Raw genomic sequence first — 19,686 nt, 5'->3', positions numbered from 1 at the left:
CTTCTGCTCCTACGCGATCGGATGGTGGACGGTCACGAGCTTGGTGCCGTCCGGGAAGGTGGCCTCGACCTGGACGTCGGCGAGCATCTCGGGCACGCCCTCCATCACGTCCTCGCGGCCGAGAACCTCGCGACCAGACGCCATCAGCTCGGCGACGGTGCGGCCGTCCCGCGCGCCCTCGAGCAGGTGGTCGGTGATGATGGCCACCGCCTCGGGATGGTTGAGGAGCAGACCCCTGCCCCTGCGACGCCTGGCGAGCTCGGCGGCGTAGCTGAGCAGCAGCCGTTCCTGCTCATGGGGTGACAGGCGCATCCGTCCTCCTTGTCATGTGCCGGGCTGGTACCCGGAGGGGCAATGGTGCCACGCGGACCGGGAGCGATCTCATCCTCCCCGGCCGGTTGATACGGCTGTAAGAAGACCGAAACATGCAGGCAACACGCCTCTCTCGACGCAGCGACGGCCCATGGGAGCGGATCGCCAGTAGCATCGAGCCTGTGACCGAGGCGACGGAACGCACCAGCCCGCCAGTCGTGTTGCGCGTGCTCGTGTACAGCGACAACGCGAACACCCGCGCCCAGGTCATCGGTGCGATCGGGACTCGGCCCGACCCGGATCTACCGGAACTGGAGTACGTCGAGGTGGCGACCGGACCCGTCGTGATCGGGCACCTGGACGCGGGCGGCATCGACCTGGCCGTCCTGGACGGAGAGGCGACCCCCGTCGGCGGGATGGGCATCGCCAAGCAACTGAAGGACGAGATCCGCGACTGCCCGCCCATCCTGGTGCTGACCGGCAGGCCCGACGACGCCTGGCTGGCAAACTGGTCGCGGGCCGAGGCCTCGGTGCCGCGGCCGATCGACCCGATCCGCCTCGCCGAGGCCGTCGTCACCCTGCTGCGCGCCGCCGCGTAGCTCCGCGGTTCGCCGCCGGACACGCCCGCGAACCACCGAGCGCGAACTCCCCAGACCGGTAGGGTGAGATGTAGCTCACATCGACCCGAGTCGGGATAGTGCGGCTCGTTCGGCCGGAGTGATCGCGCGGGAAGTGCTTCGGATCTTGGGAGCGTGGTATGGGGCGAGCCTGGCAATTCGGACCGACGAGTCGGTCCGAGATCGACTGCCGCATCGATCCCGCGCGCGTGCTGGAACGACCGTCCGGAACCGGGCGGCCAGGCTCGCACAGAGGGGAGCTCACCCGGCATGAACGTCTACGTGCCGATCCTCGTACTCGGAGCGATCGCAACGGGATTCGCGATCTTCTCGGTGATGGTGGCCTCGATCGTCGGCCCGAAGCGGTACAACCGGGCCAAGCTCGAGGCGTACGAGTGTGGCATCGACCCGATTCAGCAGCCTGCGGGCGGCCAGGCTCCGGGCCAGCGCATCCCGGTGAAGTACTACCTGACGGCGATGCTCTTCATCATCTTCGACATCGAGATCGTCTTCCTCTATCCCTGGGCCGTGCATTTCGACGCACTGGGCATCTTCGGTCTCGGCGCGATGGCCCTGTTCATCTTCAACGTGGCCGTTGCCTACGTGTACGAGTGGCGCAGGGGCGGCCTGAGCTGGGATTGAGCGCCCGTTCGTGTAGTGCCGGAATCGATCTCACACGAAATCCGAACCGAGAAGAGTAGCGAGATGGGTCTCGAGGAGAAACTGCCGAGCGGCTTCCTGCTGAGCACGCTCGAGGGGCTGGCGGGGTTCGCCCGAAAGGGCTCCCTCTGGCCGGCGAGCTTCGGCCTCGCCTGCTGCGCGATCGAGATGATGGCCACCACATCGGGGCGCTACGACCTCGCCCGCTTTGGGATGGAGGCGTTCCGCGCCTCGCCGCGGCAGGCGGATCTGATGATCGTCGCAGGCCGGGTCAGCCAGAAGATGGCCCCGGTCCTCCGCCAGATCTACGACCAGATGGTCGAACCCAAGTGGGTGCTGGCGATGGGGGTGTGCGCGTCCTCGGGCGGCATGTTCAACAACTACGCGATCGTGCAGGGCGTCGATCACGTCGTCCCCGTGGACATCTACCTGCCCGGGTGCCCGCCGCGGCCGGAGATGCTGCTCAACGCGATCATCACGCTGCACGAGAAGATCCAGCAGATGCCGTTGGGCGCCAACCGCGAGGAGGCGGTGCGGGCCGCCGAGCAGGCCGCGCTGGCCTCCACCCCGACGTTCGATCTCGGCACCCCCGGAGGTCTGCTCCGGTGACCAACAAGGAAAACGACCGCGACGAGGAAGCCCGGCGGATCGACGCGGAGGCGACCGTGGGCCCGGAGGGTGCCGTGCCATCGGCGCACCCCGAGGACGAGGAGTTGATCGGCGTGCGCCGGGGCATGTTCGGGGTGCGCGGCACCGGCGACACCTCCGGCTACGGCCGGCTGATCCGCCCGGTCACCGTGCCCGACAGCGCCCCTCGCCCGTACGGCGGCTACTTCGACGAGGTCGCGGACGCCCTCGAGGCGGCGCTCACCGAGGCGGGCACGCCGTTCGAGGAGGCGATCGAGAAGGTCGTCGTCTTCCGGGACGAGCTGACCTTCCACGTCCGGCGGCAGCACCTACCTCTGGTCGCGCGGACCCTGCGCGACGAACCCGATCTCCGATTCGAGCTGTGCCTCGGCGTGAACGGCGTGCACTATCCGCAGGACACCGGCCGGGAACTGCACGCGGTCTACCCACTCCGGTCGATCACCCTCGGCCGCCTCATCAGGCTCGAAGTGTCGGTGCCCGACGGCGATCCGCACGTTCCGTCGCTGTACGGGGTGTACCCCACGAACGACTGGCACGAACGAGAGACCTACGACTTCTTCGGCATCGTGTTCGACGGCCACCCCTCGCTGACCCGGATCGAGATGCCCGACGACTGGCAGGGCCACCCGCAGCGCAAGGACTATCCGCTCGGTGGTATCCCCGTCGAGTACAAGGGCGCGCAGGTGCCACCGCCGGACGAGCGGAGGGCATACAACTGATGAACGAGACCGAACAGAACCTCACTGTCACGGGACAGGACTGGGACGAGGTCGTCTCCTCCACTGCAGGAACATCGACCACTGGTCGCTCCGCAGGCTCCGCTCCTGCCGGCGCCGAGCGCATCGTCGTCAACATGGGCCCGCAGCACCCGTCCACGCACGGGGTCCTCCGCCTCATCCTCGAGATCGAGGGCGAGACGGTCACCGAGGCGCGCTGCGGAATCGGCTACCTGCACACCGGGATCGAGAAGAACCTCGAGTACCGCAACTGGATGCAGGGCGTCACCTTCGTCACGCGGATGGACTACCTGTCACCGTTCTTCAACGAGACCGCGTACTGCCTCGGGGTGGAGAAGCTCCTCGACATCACCGACCAGATCCCGGAGCGGGCCGACGTCATCCGGGTGATGCTCATGGAGCTCAACCGGGTCTCCTCCCATCTGGTGGCGCTGGCCACCGGCGGGATGGAGCTGGGCGCGATCACCCCGATGCTCTTCGGGTTCCGCGAGCGCGAGTTGATCCTCGATGTCTTCGAGGTGATCACCGGCCTGCGGATGAACCACGCATACATCCGTCCCGGCGGCCTCGTCCGGGACCTACCTCCGGGTGCGGACCGGAAGGTTCGCGAACTGCTCGCGATCATGCCGAAACGACTGCGGGACATCGAGTTGCTGCTCAGCGACAACGCGATCTGGAAGGCCCGCACCAAGGGGATCGGCTATCTCGATCTGACCGGCTGCATGGCGCTCGGCATCACCGGTCCGGTGTTGCGGGCCACCGGCCTGCCCCACGACCTGCGCAGGAGCGCGCCCTACTGCGGCTACGAGGACTACGAATTCGACGTCATCACCGACACCGGCAGCGACTGCTACGGGCGCTACCGGATCCGGGTCGACGAGATGGCTGAGTCACTGAAGATCGTCGAACAGTGTCTCGACCGACTGCGGCCCGGCCCCGTCATGGTCGAGGACGAGAAGATCGCCTGGCCTGCCGATCTCGCCCTCGGCAGCGACGGACTCGGGAACTCCCCCGAGCACATCGGCAAGATCATGGGGACCTCCATGGAATCGCTGATCCACCACTTCAAGCTCGTCACCGAGGGGCTCCGGGTACCGCCGGGACAGGTCTACACCGCGGTCGAGTCGCCCCGAGGCGAGCTGGGCGTGCACATGGTCAGCGACGGCGGCACCCGCCCGTTCCGGGTCCACTACCGGGACCCCTCGTTCACCAATCTCCAAGCAGTGGCAGCCATGTGCGAGGGCGGGATGGTGTCCGACGTAATCGCCTCGGTTGCCAGCATCGATCCGGTCATGGGCGGAGCTGATCGCTGATGTTGCAGGGACGAGGCGACGAGCGCGCGACCAACGTGTCCGTGAGCGGGCCACCCGGTGCCACCGGACCGATCTTCCTCGAGCTCGGGCCGCGTCCGGACGAGAAGGGTCAGCTGGTCCGCCCCGGTGCCCGCGCGGACTACCCGCCCGATGTCCACGCCCGGTTGGCGGCGGATGCGGCGGAGATCATCGCGCGCTACGGCGAGACGAGCGCGGTCCCGGAGGCACGCTCGGCGCTGTTGCCACTGCTGCACCTCGTCCAGGCCGAGGACGGCTACCTCACCCCGGCCGGAATCGAGTTCTGCGCAACGCGACTCGGCCTCACCGGGGCCGAGGTCACCGCGGTGGCGACCTTCTACTCGATGTACCGCCGCAATCCGACCGGCGACTTCCACGTCGGGGTCTGCACCAACACGCTCTGCGCGGTGATGGGTGGCGATGCGATCGCCGCCGCGCTGGAGGAGCATCTCGGCGTCGGCAACGGCGACACCACCGCCGACGGCAAGATCACGCTCGAACGCATCGAGTGCAACGCGGCGTGTGACTTTGCCCCTGTCGTGATGGTCAACTGGGAGTTCTTCGACAACCAGACCCCTGACTCGGCCAAGGAGTTGGTCGACGGCCTCGCGGCAGGCGACGAGGTCACCCCGACCAGGGGCGCCCCGCTGTGCACCTTCCGGGAGACCGCCCGGATCCTCGCCGGGTTCCCGGACACCCGGCCAGGCGCGCTCGAGGCGGGCGGCGGCGCGGGTGATCCCACCGTGGTCGGCCTACGAATCGCCCGCGAACTGGGGATGGAGGCGCCCGACGCCGCTCCCCCGCCCGAGCCCGCCGCCTCCCCCGACGAGACGGACCAGCCGCTGGCCGACGCGGCGCCGGAGCCGTCCGCCTCGCCCACCTCGTTGTCCCCTGTCCTCAGCCGGTACTGGGACGACCCCCGATCCTGGACGCTGGAGACCTACCGCAGGCACGACGGCTACCTGGCGCTGGACAAGGCCCTGCGCATGGATCCCGATCAGGTGATCGGGACCGTGAAGGACTCGGGTCTGCGCGGACGCGGGGGTGCCGGATTCCCCACCGGCACCAAATGGGGGTTCATCCCACAGGAGCGGAGCCCGCAGAGCGACCCGAATGCACAAACGAAAGATGCAGACGGCCCCGCAGCCAAGCCGCACTTCCTGGTCGTGAACGCGGACGAGTCCGAGCCCGGCACCTGCAAGGACATGCCGCTCATCCTGGCAACACCGCACGCACTGGTCGAGGGCGTGATCATCGCGGCATACGCCATCCGCTCGAGCCGCGCCTTCATCTACCTGCGGGGTGAGGTCGTGCCGGTGCTGCGCCGTCTGCAGGCCGCGGTTGCCGAGGCCTACGAGGCGGGGTATCTCGGCCGGGACATCCTCGGCTCCGGCTACGACCTGGAGTTGGTGGTGCACGCGGGCGCGGGGGCCTACATCTGCGGCGAGGAGACCGCGCTGCTGGACTCGCTCGAGGGCCGCCGCGGACAACCCCGGCTGCGCCCGCCGTTCCCGGCGGTGGCCGGCCTGTACGCGAGCCCGACCGTGGTCAACAACGTCGAATCGATCGCCAGCGTCCCGCCGATCATCCTGCGCGGGCCGCAGTGGTTCCGCTCCATGGGCAGCATGGAATCGCCCGGCTTCACCCTGTACTCCCTCTCCGGCCATGTTGCCCGACCCGGGCAGTACGAGGCACCGCTGGGCATCACCCTGCGCGAGCTGCTCGAGTACTCGGGCGGCGTGCGGGCCGGTCATTCGCTCAAGTTCTGGACCCCGGGCGGATCGTCGACCCCCCTCTTCACCGCTGATCACCTGGACGTCCCGCTGGACTACGAACACGTCGCCGCGGCCGGCTCGATGCTCGGCACCAAGGCACTGCAGATCTTCGACGAGACCACCTGCGTGGTCCGAGCGGTGCTGCGCTGGACCGAGTTCTACGAGCACGAGTCCTGCGGCAAGTGCACCCCCTGCCGCGAGGGCACCTACTGGCTGGTCCAGATCCTCGAACGACTGGAGGCGGGCGACGGCACCGAAGCGGACCTGGAGAAGCTGCTCGACATCTCCGACAGCATCCTCGGGAAGTCGTTCTGCGCCCTCGGCGACGGCGCGACCAGCCCGATCATCTCCTCCATCAAGCACTTTCGTGACGAGTACCTGGCGCATTTCGAGCTCGGCCGGTGCCCGTTCGATCCGGACCGGTCCACTCTCTATCCGAGAGGACACATCTGATGACGGTGAACACGAACAGCGACGCGGCGGAACTGCCCGTCCCCGAGGAGCTCGTGTCGGCCACCATCGACGGCGTCCCGATCGCAGTTCCCAAGGGAACGCTGGTGATCCGCGCCGCGGAGATGATCGGCATCCAGATCCCCCGGTTCTGCGACCATCCGCTGCTCGACCCGGTCGGCGCCTGCCGCCAGTGCCTGGTCGACGTCGAGGGTCAGCGCAAGCCGCTCGCATCGTGCACCACGACGGTCACGGACGGCATGACGGTCCACACCCAGCTCACCTCGCCCGTCGCGGACAAGGCGCAGCGGGGCGTGATGGAACTGCTGCTGATCAACCATCCGCTGGACTGCCCGGTCTGCGACAAGGGCGGCGAGTGCCCGCTGCAGAACCAGGCGATGTCCAACGGCCGGACCGAATCGCGGTTCGGCGGGGTCAAACGCACCTTCCCCAAACCGATTCCGCTGTCCTCCGAGGTCCTGCTCGACCGGGAGCGGTGCGTGCTGTGCGCCCGGTGCACCCGCTTCTCCCAGCAGATCGCGGGCGACCCGTTCATCGAGTTGTTGGAGCGCGGGGCGCTGCAGCAGGTCGGCATCTACGCCAAGGAACCGTTCGAGTCCTACTTCTCGGGCAACACCGTGCAGATCTGCCCGGTCGGCGCGCTGACCGGTGCCGCCTACCGGTTCCGCGCCCGGCCATTCGACCTGGTGTCCAGCCCGAGCGCCTGTGAACACTGCGCCAGCGGTTGCGACCTCCGCACCGATCACCGCCGCGGCACCGTGTTGCGCCGGATGGCGGGCGACGACCCGGAGGTCAACGAGGAATGGAACTGCGACAAGGGCAGGTGGGCGTTCACCTACGCCACCGCCCCCGATCGCATCACCACACCGATGGTCCGCGCCGACGACGGCACGCTGGTGCCCGCCTCCTGGCCCGAGGCACTGGCAACGGCGGCGCGCGGTTTGAGCTCCGCGGTAAGGGGCAGTGCCGTTTCGAGCGACCTGCAAGCAGTCGCAAGCGGTGCCGGAGTCCTGGTCGGCGGGCGCTCCACCCTGGAGGATGCCTACGCCTACGCGAAGTTCGCGCGGGTGGTGCTCGGCACCAACGACATCGACTTCCGCATCCGGCCGCACTCCGCTGAAGAGGCCGACTTCCTGGCCGCCCGTCATCGGGTCACGGCTACGTACCGCGACCTGGAGAACGCGCCGACCGTACTGCTCGTCGGTTTCGAGCCCGAGGAGGAGTCACCGATCGTCTACCTGCGACTGCGGAAGGCCGCGAGACAGGGCGCGCTCCTAGTGCTGTCGATCGCGCCCTACGCCAGCCGCGGTCTGGCGAAGATGTCGGGCCGGCTGTTGCAGACGGCGCCTGGCGGCGAGGCGGCGGCGCTCGACTCACTGAGGGAGTCGGAGCCGCTGCGGGCGGCGGGCGCCGTGATCATGGTCGGCGAGCGCCTGGCGGCCATCCCTGGTGCGCTGTCCGCCGCGATCCGGCTCGCCGATCGGACAGGGGCCCGCCTGGTGTGGGTACCCCGCCGGGCAGGCGACCGGGGTGCGCTGGAGGCGGGTGCCCTCCCGCAGCTGCTGCCCGGCGGCAGGCCGGTCGCCGATGACGCCGCGCGCAGGCAGGTGGCACAGGCGTGGGGCCTCACGGATCTGCCCGCGCTGCCGGGCCGGGACTCCGCGGACATCCTCGCCGCCGCGCGCGACGGCCGGATCGGGGCGCTGGTGGTCGGCGGGGTCGAGCCGGGCGACATGGCCGACCCGCGGGCCGCCCTGGCCGCCATCGAGGCGGCCGGTTTCGTGGTCAGCCTGGAGTTGCGCCGCAGCGAGGTCACCGAACGCGCCGATGTGGTGTTCCCCGTCGCCCCGGTGACGGAGAAGCCGGGCACCTTCCTCAATTGGGAGGGTCGCCCTCGTGTCTTCGGCGCCGCGCTTCCCGGCGGCGGCGCCATGCCCGACCAGCGGGTGCTGGACGCCATCGCCGACCGGATGGGCACGCCGCTCGGCCTTCCCGACGCCGCGGCCGCGCGCGCCGAACTCGCGCGGCTCGGCCCCTGGGACGGTGTGCCGCCCGCCGCGCCGGACGTTGCACCCGCCGAGCCGACGCGGCCGGGCCCGGGCGAGGCGGTCCTGGCCGGTTGGCGAATGCTGCTGGACTCCGGCCGCATGCAGGACGGGGAGCCGCACCTCGCGGGGACCGCGCGCACACCGGTGCTGCGTCTGTCCGCCGCCACCGCCACCGAGATCGGCTCCGCAGAGGGGGCCCCGGTGACCGTCAGCACCGAGCGGGGATCGATCACCCTGCCGTTGGCCATCACGGACCTGCCGGACCGGGTGGTGTGGCTGCCGCTGAACTCCCCCGGGTCCGCGATGTTCCGTGAGCTCGCCACGCTTCCCGGCGGCCTCGTCCGTATCCATTCCGCCACAACGGGAACGGAGCGGTGATGGCTACGGCGAGTGAGTACACAGATCTGTCGGCATTCGGCCACGATCCGTGGTGGCTCGTCCTCGGCAAGGCCCTGGCGGTCTTCGTCTTCCTCGTCCTGACCCCGCTGCTGGCGATCCTCGTCGAACGCAAGGTGCTGGCCTGGATGCAGATGCGGGTGGGGCCCAACCGGGTCGGCCCGAAGGGGACACTGCAGAGCCTGGCCGACGGCATCAAGCTGGCACTCAAGGAGGGCATCGTCCCGAGCGGTGTGGACAGGCCGGTCTACCTGCTGGCACCGATCATCGCGGTGGTGCCTGCCTTCATGGCGTTCGCCGTGATCCCGTTCGGTCCCGAGGTGTCGATCCTCGGCCACCAGACCCCGCTGCAACTGACCGATCTGCCGGTCGCCGTCCTGTACATCCTCGCGGTCACCTCGGTCGGCGTGTACGGCATCGTGCTCGCCGGGTGGGCGTCGGGCTCGACCTACCCGCTGCTGGGCGGATTGCGCTCGACGGCACAGGTCATCTCGTACGAGGTCGCGATGGGGTTGGCGTTCGCCGCGGTATTCCTGTGGGCGGGCACCATGGCCACCTCGGGCATCGTCGCCGCGCAGGAAGGCACCTGGTACGTCTTCCTGCTCCTGCCCTCGTTCCTCATCTACGCCACCTCGATGGTCGGCGAGACCAACCGCGCGCCGTTCGACCTCCCGGAGGCCGAGGGCGAGCTGGTCGGCGGCTTCCACACCGAGTACTCCTCGCTCCGCTTCGCGATGTTCATGCTCGCCGAGTACATCAACATGGCGACCGTCTCGGCACTCGCCACCACGCTGTTCCTCGGTGGCTGGCACGCCCCGTGGCCACTGAACATGTGGGAGGGCGCGAATTCCGGATGGCTTCCCCTGCTGTGGTTCACGGCCAAGGTCTGGGGCTTCCTGTTCGTCTTCATCTGGTTGCGCGGGACGCTCCCCCGGCTGCGTTACGACCAGTTCATGAACCTCGGCTGGAAGATCCTGATCCCCGCCGCACTGGTCTGGATCCTGGTGGTCGCCGCGATGCGGACCCTGCGGAACGAGGGGTACGGCTCCCTGCAGGTCTTCCTCTTCGGTGCGGGGACGGTCGTCGCATTGGTAGCCCTCGGACTGGTGTGGCGACGGCTCCGGTCCGCACCGAAGCCCGCGGCAGCGCCCGTGCCGCAGGTCACCGGGGGCCCGATCGCACCCCCGGTCGACGAGCCGTTCGACCCCATGGCGGGCGGTTTCCCTGTTCCGCCGCTACCCGGCCAGATCTTGCCCGCGTTCAGCCGCACCCCGGTATCCACGGGCGCCACCACCAAGGAGGGCGACGATGGTTGAGTTCCTAGGTCCCCTATCGGGATTCGGCGTGACCTTCCGAACGATGTTCGCGAAGCCCAACACCGAGTTCTATCCGGAGGAGAAAACGCCGACCGCCCCCGGCTTCCACGGCAGGCATCAGCTCAACCGCTACCCGGACGGGCTGGAGAAGTGCATCGGGTGTGAGCTGTGCGCCTGGGCCTGCCCCGCCGACGCCATCTATGTCGAGGGCGCCGACAACACCGAGGCCGAACGCTATTCGCCCGGTGAGCGATACGGCCGCGTGTACCAGATCAACTACCTGCGGTGCATCGGATGCGGACTGTGCATCGAGGCGTGCCCGACCCGGGCGCTGACCATGACCGACGACTACGAGATGGTCGACGACAACCGGGCCGGATTGATCTACGAGAAGGATCGCCTCCTGGCGCCGCTCGAGCCGGGCATGACAGAGCCGCCACACCCGATGCAGCCGGGGAGCACGGACAAGGACTACTACCTCGGCACCGTGCGGCCGGACTCGGAGGACCCCACCCAGGAAGAGCCCGCACCGGAAGATGGGTCGCAAGCGTGACCGCGGTCGCCGCCGCGGCGCTACTCGCCGCCGAGCCCCTGGAACGCACGTCCACGGGCGAGGCGGTCCAGTTCTGGGTCCTCGCCGTGGTGGCCGTGATCGGCGCCCTCGGCGTCGTATGCGCCACCAAGGCCGTCTATTCGGCCATCTTCCTCGCGCTGACCATGATCATTCTCGCGGTGTTCTACATCGCCCAGGACGCGCTCTTCCTCGGCGTCGTGCAGGTCGTCGTCTACACCGGCGCGGTGATGATGCTGTTCCTGTTCGTCCTCATGCTCATCGGCGTCGACTCCTCCGACTCGCTGGTGGAAACGCTTCGCGGCCAGCGGATCGCCGCGATCGTGGCGGGGCTCGGATTCGGGGTGCTGCTGATCGCGGCCATCGGCACCGCGTCCGTCTACGTGGGCGGCGGCGTCGCCGAGCCGGGCGAGCTGCCTGCGGGCAACGTCGAGGCCCTCGCGGAACTCATCTTCATCCGCTACGTGTGGGCGTTCGAGCTGACCGGCGCGCTGCTGATCACCGCGACCATCGGCGCCATGGTGCTCGCACACCGCGAGCGGTTGTGGCCGCGCGCGGACCAGCGGGAGCTCTCGCGCGACCGGGTTCGCCGATGGAGCGAGGGGGCCACGGGCGGCGATCGGGTGACCCCGTTGCCGAGTCCCGGCGTCTACGCCCGCAGCAACGCGGTCGACATGCCCGCACTGCTGCCGGACGGGTCGTACGCCCCGTCGTCGGTCAGCCGCATTCTCCAGCAGCGAGACATCTCGGCATCCGAGTCGGAGACACCAGGAGAGGAGGGCACGCGGTGAACCCCGAGAACTACCTGTACCTGTCCGCCCTGCTGTTCACCATCGGTGCGGCGGGCGTCCTCGTCCGCCGCAACGCCATCGTCGTGTTCATGTGCATCGAGCTGATGCTGAACGCGAGCAATCTGGCGTTCGTGACGTTCGCCCGGATGCACCAGAACCTCGACGGCCAGGTCTTCGCGTTCTTCACCATGGTGGTCGCCGCCGCCGAAGTCGTTGTCGGCCTGGCGATCATCATGACCATCTTCCGCACCCGACGTTCGGCCTCGGTCGACGGCGCGAACCTCCTGAGGTACTGACGTGACCGGGGGGATCTGGCTGCTGCCCGCCCTGCCGCTGCTGGGCGCCACGGTGCTGCTGCTCGGCGGCAGCCGAACCGACCGGTGGGGCCATCTGTTCGCCTGCGCGATGGCGTTGGCGTCGTTCGCGGTCGGTGTCGTGTTCTTCGCCCAGATGCTGGGCCGCGACACCGCCGATCGTGCCCTGTCCGAGGACCTCTTCAGCTGGCTACCTGCCGCGGGCCTGCAGGTGGACTTCGGGCTCCTGCTGGACCAGCTGTCGATCTGCTTCGTGCTGCTCATCACCGGGGTGGGCTCGCTGATCCACATCTATTCGGTCGGCTACATGAAAGACGATGTGGCCAAGCGTCGTTTCTTCGCCTACCTCAACCTGTTCCTGGCCGCGATGCTGCTCCTGGTGCTCGCCGACAACTACCTCGGTCTCTATGTCGGATGGGAGGGCGTCGGCCTCGCCTCCTACCTGCTGATCGGCTTCTGGCAGTTCAAGCCGTCGGCGGCGACCGCGGCGAAGAAGGCCTTCGTGGTCAACCGCGTCGGCGACATGGGCCTGGTCGTCGCGATCATGATGATGTTCGCGACGTTCGGTTCGATCAACTTCAGCGGCGTCTTCGCCGCGGCGGACGGGGCGAGCGAGTCCGCGGTCACGGCAATCGGATTGGCGCTGCTGCTCGCGGCGTGCGGCAAGTCGGCCCAGGTGCCGCTGCAGTCCTGGCTCGGCGACGCGATGGAGGGCCCGACCCCGGTGTCGGCGCTGATCCACGCCGCCACGATGGTCACCGCGGGCGTCTATCTCATTGTCCGGTCCAACGTGATCTTCGACCTGGCGCCGGGCGCGCAGCTCGCGGTCGTAGCGGTCGGCGCGGTCACCCTGCTGTTCGGCGCAATCATCGGCTGCGCCAAGGACGACATCAAGAAGGCGCTTGCGGCGTCGACGATGAGCCAGATCGGCTACATGGTGCTCGCCGCGGGCCTCGGCCCCGCGGGGTACGCGTTCGCGATCATGCACCTGCTCACCCACGGCTTCTTCAAGGCGGGACTGTTCCTCGGCGCCGGGTCGGTGATGCACGGCATGAACGACGAGACCGACATGCGCCGCTACGGCGGATTGCGGGCGTTCATGCCGATCACCTTCGTCACGTTCGGGCTCGGCTATCTCGCGATCCTCGGCATTCCCCCCTTCTCCGGGTACTTCTCGAAGGACAAGATCATCGAGGCGGCGTTCGGCGCGGGCGGCACCGAGGGCATCGTCCTCGGTACGGCCGCCCTGCTCGGGGCGGGCATCACCGCGTTCTACATGACCCGGGTGATGCTGCTGACGTTCTTCGGCACGCCCCGATGGCGAGGGGAGCATGCGGAGCGACCAGAAGGCACAGGCGCGGAGCCTGCGGAGCGACCAGACGGCACAGTCGCCCACCCGCACGAGTCGCCGGGCGTGATGACGTGGCCGATGATCCTCATCGCGATCGGTTCGGTGACCTCCGGCGCGATCCTGGCCTTCGGTGGGGCGCTCCAGCATTGGCTCGAACCGGTGGTCGGCGCCCAACATCCCGATCTCGCCGTCCCCGTATGGGTGATCAACGTGACCACCCTGGTCGTCGTGCTCGCCGGTGTCGCTGTGGCCTATCGGCAGTACGCGGGGCAGAAGATCCCCGAGGTCGCGCCCGCCGCGGTCTCCCCACTCACCGTCGCGGCCCGCAGGGACCTGTACGGCGACGCAGTCAACGAGGCGGTGTTCATGCGTCCTGGCCAACATCTGACGCGGTGGCTCGGCTACTTCGACGGCAGGGGCATCGACGGCGCGGTGAGCGGGTTGACCGCGGCGATCGCCGGCTCGTCGGCGCGGATCCGACGGCTGCAGACCGGCTTCGTCCGGACCTACGCCCTGTACATGTTCGCGGGCGCGGGCGCGGTGGCCGCGACGATGGTGCTGGTGGGTCTGCGATGAGCCTGCCCTGGTTGACCGCGATCTGGGTGGCACCGCTCGTCGGCGCCGCCGCTGTCCTGACGCTGCCCGCGGACAAGCACCGGCTCGCCCGGTCCGTCGCGCTCGGCACCGCGCTCGTGGTGCTCGCGCTGGCGGTGTCCGTGGCGGTCGGTTTCGATCCGGCGGGCGCGCAGTACCAGTACGTCGAGTCACACGCCTGGATCCCGGCTTTCGGCACCCGGTACACCCTCGGGGTGGACGGCATCGCGCTGGTGATGGTGCTGCTGACAACCGTGCTGGTGCCGCTGCTACTGCTCGCAGGATGGAACGACGTCCCCGAGCCGGAGCCGATCGGCAGGCGCAGGATCCACTTCTACGTGGCGTTGATCCTGGTGGTCGAATCGATGGTGCTGGTGTCGTTCACCGCCCTCGACATCCTGCTGTTCTACGTGTTCTTCGAGGCGATGCTGCTCCCGATGTATTTCCTCATCGGCGGATTCGGCGGGACCGATGCCACCGCGGTGACCCGGAGGGCCAGCGTGCACCGGTCTCGCGCGGCGGTGAAGTTCCTGCTGTACAACCTCTTCGGCGGCCTGATCATGCTGGCCGCGGTGATCGGACTGTACGTGGTGACGGTGCGCGAGGGCAGCCCGCTTCCGGGTGGGACCTTCGACTTCCGCGAGATCGTCGCGGCCGCCTCCTCGGGCGGGCTCGGCGTCGATCCCGGCGTCCTCAATGCGCTGTTCCTCGGCTTCATGTTCGCCTTCGCAGTGAAGGCACCGTTGTGGCCCTTCCACACCTGGCTGCCGGGCGCGGCCACTGCCGCCACCCCGGCCACCGCGGTGCTCATGATGGCCGTCGTCGACAAGGTCGGCACCTTCGCGATGCTCCGCTACTGCCTGCAGCTCTTCCCCGAGTCGTCCGCGTACTTCGCGCCGCTGATCGTCACGCTGTCGGTGATCGGCATCGTCTACGGCGCGTTGCTGGCGATCGGTCAGACCGACGTGATGCGGCTGATCGCCTACACGTCGATCTCGCACTTCGGGTTCATCATTCTCGGCATCTTCGCGATGACCAGTCAGGGGCAGGCCGGCTCGACGCTGTACATGGTCAACCACGGCATCTCGACCGCTGCCCTGTTCCTGGTGGCCGGATTCCTTGTCTCCCGCCGCGGCACAAGGGCCATCGCCGCGTACGGCGGCGTGCAAAAGGTCGCCCCTGTGATGGCAGGCACCTTCCTCGTCGCGGGCCTCGCGACCCTGTCCCTGCCCGGGCTGGCCCCGTTCGTGAGCGAGTTCCTGGTCCTGGTGGGCACTTTCACCCGCTACCCGGCCGCCGCGCTGATCGCGACCAGCGCGCTGGTTCTCGCGGCGATCTACGTGCTCTGGCTGTATCAACGCCTGATGACCGGTCCGGTGACCGAGGACAACAAGCGCATCCGCGACCTGGTGCCCCGCGAACTCGCGGTCGTGGCCCCGCTGATCGCGCTGCTCCTCGTCCTCGGCTTCTACCCGAAACCGGTCCTCGACATCGTCAACCCCGCGGTCAGTCAGATCATGACCACGATCGGTCAGCACGATCCCGCACCGACCGGCCCGACCCTCACCGGCCTCGTCGCCGATCAGGACAACCACGGAGGTGCGCCCCGATGAGGTCCCATGAAGCCCTCGCCCAGGCTGCGCTGCCCGCACCGGACATCGAGTACGGCAGGCTCGCGCCGATGTTGATCGTGTTCGGGGTGGCGGTCGTGGCGGTGATCGTCGAGGCGTTCGCGCCCACCCGCGGCCGCCTCACCAGCCACCTGGTGCTCAGTCTCGGCGGCCTGGGCGCGGCGTTCGTCGCGGTCGTGCTGCTGAGGGGAGATCACGGCACCGCCGTCATGGGCGCTGTCGTCGTCGACGGCCCCACCCTGTTCCTGCAGGGCACGATCCTGCTGGTCTCGATCCTCGCGGTGTTGCTGATCGCCGAACGCAGCGGACCGCGGGCCGCGGGCGGGGCGCGGCGGGCGGCGGTCGTCTCGGTCCCGAGTCCAGCGGCCGGGGTCGGCGGCATCGACGCCTTCGCCCCCCAGGCGGCCGCGGTGCCCGGCAGCGTCGACGAACTGGAGGCGACCAGGGCGGGAGTGATGCAGACAGAGGTGTTCCCGCTGACGCTCTTCGCGGTCGGCGGGATGCTGCTGTTCCCGGCGGCGGGTGACCTACTCACCATGTTCGTCGCGCTCGAGGTGCTGTCGCTGCCGCTGTACCTGCTCTGCGGACTGGCCAGGCGCAGGCGCCTGCTCTCCCAGGAGGCAGCGCTGAAGTACTTCCTGCTCGGCGCGTTCTCCTCGGCGTTCTTTCTCTACGGCGTGGCGTTGCTGTACGGCTACGCGGGCACGGTGCGGCTCGCGGGCATAGCCGACGCGATCGCCGACGGCGGCGAGCAGCGGCCGGTGCTGGCGTTGCTCGGTGCCGGGCTGCTGAGCGTGGGCCTGCTGTTCAAAGTCGGTGCGGTGCCGTTCCATTCGTGGGTGCCCGACGTGTACCAGGGCGCCCCCACCCCGGTCACCGCCTTCATGGCGGCGGCCGTCAAGGTCGCCGCGTTCGGCGCCATGCTACGCATCTTCTACGTCGCCCTGCCGGAGTTGCGGGCGGACTGGCGTCCGATGCTGTGGGCCGTCGCCATCGCGACCATGCTGGTCGGTGCCGTGTTGGCGATCACCCAGACCGACGTCAAACGCATGCTCGCGTATTCGGCGATCGCCCACACCGGATTCATCCTCACCGGCCTGATCGCCGGGAACGACGCGGGACTCTCGGCGACGATGTTCTATCTGCTCGCCTACGGCTTCAGCACGCTCGGCGCCTTCGCCTGCGTGATGTTGGTTCGGGACGGGCACCAGGAAACCACCGACATGGCCGGCTGGGCCGGCCTCGGCCGCCGCTCACCGCTGTTGGCCGCGGTCTTCGCCCTGTTCCTGCTCTCGTTCGCCGGAATCCCGTTGACCAGTGGGTTCGTCGGAAAGTTCGCGGTCTTCCGCGCCGCCGCCGAGGGCGGGGCGGTACCCCTCGTCATCGTCGGCGTGATCAGCAGCGCGATCGCCGCCTTCTTCTACGTGCGGGTCATCGTGCTGATGTACTTCTCCGACCCGACGCCGGAATCCGAGGCGACGACGGTCGTCGTGCCCAGCACCGCGACCGCGGCCGCGATCTGCCTGTGCGCCGTCGTCACACTGATGCTCGGGATCCTGCCGCAGCCCGTCCTCGACCTGGCGGACCGGGCTGCGCAGTTCCTCACCTGACGCGAAGCGCCGGGCGGCCGCGCGATTGGTGGCGCCGGTGGGCAGCGAAGGGTTCCTGTGTGTTCCTTCAACTTCGGAACTGTCTCAGTACTGGTCCCGTCATCTCGGCGCAGGCCAACGAGGGACGCGCGGTTCACACGGTCTCGTCGAGGTCGATTAGATTCGGGCGATGACCCTCACTGAGGCGTGGCTGGCGTACATGGCGGTGCTCCGGGAGCGGGCGCCGGTCACGGCGGCCGCGGTTCGGCCGCCGCGGTCGGCGGCAGATCGGTGGGAGGCGGAACGCGCGACGACACCGTGGACGGACGAACTTCGTGAATTCTTCTCGCTACACGACGGTCAAGGCGAGTCGAGTGACGGCACCGCCACGGGGACCGTGCTAGCTGAGCTGACAATGCTCTCACTCGACGAGGTCGTAGCCGAGCATGAGTTCTGTCGGGAAACTCTCCACGACACTGAGGATCTCGGTCCCGACTGGGCCGACATCGCTCGTAAACAGCCTGCCGGCACCGTCGCGGAGATGTTCCTCGACGCGTACGTTCCGTTCGCCAAGGACGGTGGCGGCGACTACCTCTGTGTCGACACCCGCCCCGGTGAGCAGCACGGATGCGTGCGGCCCTTCGGGTGGGAGGGAGCCGATCAGGGTGTGCCATCGTTCGCGTCGCTGGCCGACTACATCGACTCCTTGTGCCGAATTGTGGAGTCCGGTGCCGGGCATCCGTACCTCATACCGACCATCGAGAATGGCGCCTTGATCTGGGAGATCGACACCTCCGACGTGCCGCCCCAGGAGCCGCGACCTGACCCGACGGTGATGCGTCTGCCGTTCGAGATCACCGATTTCCGGCCGTCGCAGATCGGCCCCGATGACGACCTCGTCGATCTCGAGGTCGTCCGACAGACGGTTCTCGACACTGCCCGGTCGCAGTACCCCGGTTCGGTTGTGGATGGCGGCCAGACGGTGTTCCAACGAGTTCCGCGTCTGCGGGGAGTGACGATGAACTCGTTCGTCTCCGTCGATGGCGAAACCAAGTTCTATCTGACGGTCGTCACGGGCGTCGGAAACGAGGTCATCGTCCACGAAGTTCCCCCGGGAGGGTTCATGTTTGCTCTCGGCGGGTGATCTTTCGTACGAGTCGTTTGGGACCGGAACCTACTGGGCCGTTTCTTCGCCGACCCGCACCACTTCGATCCCGCGTCTTGCGCCTATCCGATGTGTCCGAAGTTGATTCGGCGCGGTGCGTCGGGATCAGGGGGCGGGAGCTTCTGCTTGTCAGCGGCGGATTCGAACCAGCCTCCGGACGGTACTTCGATCTGCGGGGTGGTTCTGTTGCCGACGTCTGCGATGCCGGGCCCTGCGTCCCCCGGTGGCCACAAGGCAATGACTTGGGCTGCGGCTTCATGGATTGCGGTGGTGTCAAAGTCGAACCGCGTCTCGTTGATACCGAAGTGGGGCCATGCGACGTAGATTTGCATCGGTCCGGGTGCGGGCAGCGGGGTGAGCGAATAGTTCATGGCATGGCTCGCCATGCCTCCTCCACCGCTGCCGGGCCGGAGACCTGAACGCGTTCTCGGGAGGTTTGGGGAGATCGTCCCTGCTGAGTCCTCGATGCCGAACAGCGTCGGCGGGGTGTGACCGGATTCTGGCTTACCGAAGCCATACATCCCGAGGAATCTGTCGCCGTTACGTTGGCCTGCTTCGAGGGTGAAGGTCAGGCCGGTGCTGTAGACCCGCATGTTCGTCATCCACAGCGCGAGGTTGTCGGTGTGGGCGAGGACGAGCCGAAATTGCACTGAGGCTGGTATCTCGTTCTGCGGAATGGCCGGGAATGTTGGTCGGCGTTGCGGATCCATTGCCCTACCCTTCCCCCTTCACGGCGTCTTGCAAGAGCGACCGGACACAGCGTCCTTCGCCGGGATTCGACGGTACCGCGGATGGCTCAATGCGGTTCCTTAGTAGCCGTGGATCACATCGCTTCTCAGTCTGGGAACTCGGTTGAAGAGCTGGCTCGCTCCCCGAGCCGGTCTGGCGCAAGAGCGTTGACCCGTCGAGCCCGAACAACATTCGAAAATAGATTCCGATAACCCATCTTGTGTCACGTTGTCCCTGACCTCCAGGAGGAACCTCCCGCGGAGGGCCCGACCGGCTACGGTCAGCCAAGCAATCGCGCCAAGCTCTTCCGCTCGCCACAGGACCATCCGATAGCGTCGAGTGGACAACCTTCCGAGGGGGCCTTCTACATGGACCACAACCCGACGGTGCCGTTGAGCTTCGACATCCAAGTGGCGCTCATCATGCTCACCTACGCCGTGCTCACCATCGCCGCGCTTATCTCGATTCTCCACACCCGCCACGACCGCGCCGGATCGAAATTCTGGTGGTCCGCGCTCGTCATCGTGCTGCCAATGATCGGACCAGCGGCATGGTTCCTGCTCGGCGCACCGCCACTACGACGACGAGCGAAGCTGCAAAGGGAACCGCGTGCCAACTTCACCTGACGATCACGCCTGAA

18 protein-coding genes are annotated in these 19,686 nt (G+C 68.1%); 16 read left to right on the top strand and 2 right to left on the bottom strand.

The genetic code is table 11. From position 1 onward, the window contains the following. Positions 1-9: 9 nt before the first annotated feature. Positions 10-312, bottom strand: a complete 303-nt coding sequence (locus ABIC28_RS17335; protein WP_027501480.1) for an urease subunit gamma — start codon at positions 310-312, stop codon at positions 10-12. Between the two features lie 182 nt (positions 313-494). On the opposite strand from ABIC28_RS17335, the gene ABIC28_RS17330 reads away from it, so the two are divergent. The 15 genes from ABIC28_RS17330 (at position 495) to ABIC28_RS17260 (ending at position 18,296) form a co-directional block, all read left to right on the top strand. Then, positions 495-911, top strand: a complete 417-nt coding sequence (locus tag ABIC28_RS17330) for an Rv3143 family two-component system response regulator (RefSeq protein WP_097213342.1) — start codon at positions 495-497, stop codon at positions 909-911. Positions 912-1,199: 288 nt separating this feature from the next. Further along, positions 1,200-1,571 carry an NADH-quinone oxidoreductase subunit A gene (locus ABIC28_RS17325; protein WP_097213343.1) on the top strand — a complete coding sequence of 124 codons (372 nt, stop codon included), beginning with the start codon at positions 1,200-1,202 and terminating at the stop codon, positions 1,569-1,571. A 63-nt stretch (positions 1,572-1,634) separates the two neighbouring features. Beyond that, complete coding sequence (locus tag ABIC28_RS17320; protein ID WP_097213344.1) at positions 1,635-2,198, top strand: NuoB/complex I 20 kDa subunit family protein; 564 nt, start codon at positions 1,635-1,637, stop codon at positions 2,196-2,198. A 56-nt stretch (positions 2,199-2,254) separates the two neighbouring features. Beyond that, positions 2,255-2,956, top strand: a complete 702-nt coding sequence (locus ABIC28_RS17315; RefSeq protein ID WP_269590324.1) for an NADH-quinone oxidoreductase subunit C — start codon at positions 2,255-2,257, stop codon at positions 2,954-2,956. Further along, positions 2,956-4,287, top strand: coding sequence for an NADH dehydrogenase (quinone) subunit D (nuoD, locus tag ABIC28_RS17310; protein WP_354580038.1), 1,332 nt, complete (start codon positions 2,956-2,958; stop codon positions 4,285-4,287). The genes ABIC28_RS17315 and nuoD overlap by 1 nt, the downstream gene beginning before the upstream one ends. Next, the gene (gene nuoF, locus ABIC28_RS17305) at positions 4,287-6,533 is read left to right on the top strand and encodes an NADH-quinone oxidoreductase subunit NuoF (protein ID WP_097213346.1); all 2,247 of its coding nucleotides are present in this window, start codon (positions 4,287-4,289) and stop codon (positions 6,531-6,533) included. The genes nuoD and nuoF overlap by 1 nt, the downstream gene beginning before the upstream one ends. Further along, a complete protein-coding gene (locus ABIC28_RS17300) occupies positions 6,533-8,977 on the top strand; it encodes an NADH-quinone oxidoreductase subunit G (RefSeq protein WP_097213347.1) in 2,445 nt (814 codons plus the stop codon). The genes nuoF and ABIC28_RS17300 overlap by 1 nt, the downstream gene beginning before the upstream one ends. Next, the gene (gene nuoH, locus ABIC28_RS17295; protein ID WP_097213348.1) at positions 8,977-10,311 is read left to right on the top strand and encodes an NADH-quinone oxidoreductase subunit NuoH; all 1,335 of its coding nucleotides are present in this window, start codon (positions 8,977-8,979) and stop codon (positions 10,309-10,311) included. The genes ABIC28_RS17300 and nuoH overlap by 1 nt, the downstream gene beginning before the upstream one ends. Then, positions 10,304-10,864, top strand: a complete 561-nt coding sequence (gene nuoI / locus ABIC28_RS17290; protein WP_097213349.1) for an NADH-quinone oxidoreductase subunit NuoI — start codon at positions 10,304-10,306, stop codon at positions 10,862-10,864. The genes nuoH and nuoI overlap by 8 nt, the downstream gene beginning before the upstream one ends. Next, positions 10,861-11,673 carry an NADH-quinone oxidoreductase subunit J gene (locus ABIC28_RS17285; RefSeq protein ID WP_354580034.1) on the top strand — a complete coding sequence of 271 codons (813 nt, stop codon included), beginning with the start codon at positions 10,861-10,863 and terminating at the stop codon, positions 11,671-11,673. The genes nuoI and ABIC28_RS17285 overlap by 4 nt, the downstream gene beginning before the upstream one ends. Then, positions 11,670-11,969, top strand: a complete 300-nt coding sequence (gene nuoK / locus ABIC28_RS17280) for an NADH-quinone oxidoreductase subunit NuoK (RefSeq protein WP_097213351.1) — start codon at positions 11,670-11,672, stop codon at positions 11,967-11,969. The genes ABIC28_RS17285 and nuoK overlap by 4 nt, the downstream gene beginning before the upstream one ends. Before the next feature lies 1 nt (position 11,970). Beyond that, complete coding sequence (nuoL, locus tag ABIC28_RS17275; RefSeq protein WP_354580032.1) at positions 11,971-13,914, top strand: NADH-quinone oxidoreductase subunit L; 1,944 nt, start codon at positions 11,971-11,973, stop codon at positions 13,912-13,914. Next, a complete protein-coding gene (locus ABIC28_RS17270; protein ID WP_097213353.1) occupies positions 13,911-15,545 on the top strand; it encodes an NADH-quinone oxidoreductase subunit M in 1,635 nt (544 codons plus the stop codon). Before nuoL ends, ABIC28_RS17270 begins: the two co-directional genes overlap by 4 nt. After that, entirely contained in the window at positions 15,542-17,173 is a 1,632-nt protein-coding gene (gene nuoN, locus ABIC28_RS17265; RefSeq protein WP_354580031.1) for an NADH-quinone oxidoreductase subunit NuoN, read from the top strand. Before ABIC28_RS17270 ends, nuoN begins: the two co-directional genes overlap by 4 nt. A 169-nt stretch (positions 17,174-17,342) precedes the next feature. Further along, positions 17,343-18,296 (top strand): SMI1/KNR4 family protein, encoded by a 954-nt coding sequence (locus ABIC28_RS17260; RefSeq protein ID WP_354580029.1) that lies wholly within the window; start codon positions 17,343-17,345, stop codon positions 18,294-18,296. Positions 18,297-18,379: 83 nt separating this feature from the next. Here the strand turns inward: ABIC28_RS17260 and ABIC28_RS17255 are convergent, their stop codons facing one another. After that, positions 18,380-19,027, bottom strand: coding sequence for a hypothetical protein (locus ABIC28_RS17255; RefSeq protein WP_354580027.1), 648 nt, complete (start codon positions 19,025-19,027; stop codon positions 18,380-18,382). Between the two features lie 387 nt (positions 19,028-19,414). On the opposite strand from ABIC28_RS17255, the gene ABIC28_RS17250 reads away from it, so the two are divergent. Continuing rightward, positions 19,415-19,672: a PLD nuclease N-terminal domain-containing protein gene (locus ABIC28_RS17250; protein WP_354580025.1), complete on the top strand. Its 258-nt coding sequence runs from the start codon at positions 19,415-19,417 to the stop codon at positions 19,670-19,672. Positions 19,673-19,686: the final 14 nt, after the last annotated feature.

Origin of the sequence: Rhodococcus sp. PvR044 (assembly GCF_040548995.1) — a bacterium.
Classification (GTDB): domain Bacteria; phylum Actinomycetota; class Actinomycetes; order Mycobacteriales; family Mycobacteriaceae; genus Rhodococcus_G; species Rhodococcus_G oryzae.
This window is presented reverse-complemented; position numbering and strand designations above follow the sequence as displayed.